General features: G+C 59.6%; 2 protein-coding genes. Both read left to right on the top strand.

Annotated elements, in window-relative coordinates; all coding sequences use genetic code 11:
• Positions 1-144 precede the first annotated feature (144 nt).
• Positions 145-456: a DUF4406 domain-containing protein gene (locus JJD66_RS27895; RefSeq protein WP_073842580.1), complete on the top strand. Its 312-nt coding sequence runs from the start codon at positions 145-147 to the stop codon at positions 454-456.
• Entirely contained in the window at positions 453-902 is a 450-nt protein-coding gene (locus JJD66_RS27890; protein ID WP_200649530.1) for a hypothetical protein, read from the top strand. The genes JJD66_RS27895 and JJD66_RS27890 overlap by 4 nt, the downstream gene beginning before the upstream one ends.
• Positions 903-1013 lie beyond the last annotated feature (111 nt).

The raw sequence follows: 1013 nt of genomic DNA, 5'->3' as shown, positions 1-1013 counted from the left end.
CATACCGCAAAACGTGGCGCGCAAATTACGGCAAGCAGGCTTTGCCGAATCTCTCCAAATGAACGCCGATGACGACGGCGACAACGACTGACGCCGCATAACTCCACCACTCCACCGCCCGGGCATGGCCCGGAAGGACTCCCCGTGAAACGAATTTACCTAAGCGGGCCCATGAGCGGCTTGCCCGGTCTGAACTTCCCGACCTTCCACAGCATGACCGCCAGCCTGCGCGCCAGCGGCCACACCGTCACCAACCCCGCCGAGATCAACCCAGAAGGCGGCACCTGGACGGACTGTATGCGCCGCGATATTGCCGCCCTGATGGACTGCGACACCGTGGCCACCCTGCCCGGCTGGGAGAATTCAAAGGGCGCAAAGCTGGAAGTCCTGATCGCCGAGAAGCTCGGCATGACCGTTGTGGATGCCCATGATCTGGTAACGAGGGAGGCTGTATGAGCAATCAATGGAAACTGGTGCCGGTTGAACCAACCGAAACCATGGTGATACACGGCTTCGAGTCGGCGCCGGACGAGTGCTTTTCAGATGAGGAAGTCTGGGAGCAGTACCAAGAGATGAGCGGCTGCCAGCAAGCGGCGTTCCGCGCGAAACTGTGCTGGGCCGCCATGCTCGCAGCTGCTCCGGAAGCGCCTGTCAACAATGAGCGATCCAACAAGGACTATGCCATTGAGCATGCCGAGTACATGGCGAAGTCAGCCGATGAAGTGCTGGCGAAGTTTCAGACATATGGCCTGGCCCTCTTGGCCGTAGATGAGGGTGGCGACGACGGCAAAGGCGAGTTGTTCGAAGCGATCGATACCGCTCGCGGCGACCTGCAGGAATCGCTGGTGGATCTGCGCAGCATGGTTTACGAGTTTCGCAAGCGTAGCGCCAAATCCCGATAGGAGTACATCCGTACTCCACCCGCAAAACCTGTAACCCCTCCCCCTTCAAAGTCAGCCGCTATAGCGGCAAGGACAGGTATCGTCATGCCCAAGCATCAGCCAGAACTGGCC

The organism is Pseudomonas sp. MF6751, from assembly GCF_016613265.1.
Classification (GTDB): domain Bacteria; phylum Pseudomonadota; class Gammaproteobacteria; order Pseudomonadales; family Pseudomonadaceae; genus Aquipseudomonas; species Aquipseudomonas fluorescens_BV.
Note: the sequence above shows the minus strand (reverse complement) of the source record. Positions and strands in the feature narration are given on the sequence as shown.

Excerpts from the sequence above, each read along its gene's own strand:
- JJD66_RS27890 (WP_200649530.1), top strand. The coding sequence starts at position 453 with ATGAGCAATCAATGGAAACTGGTGCCGGTTGAACCAACCGAAACCATG.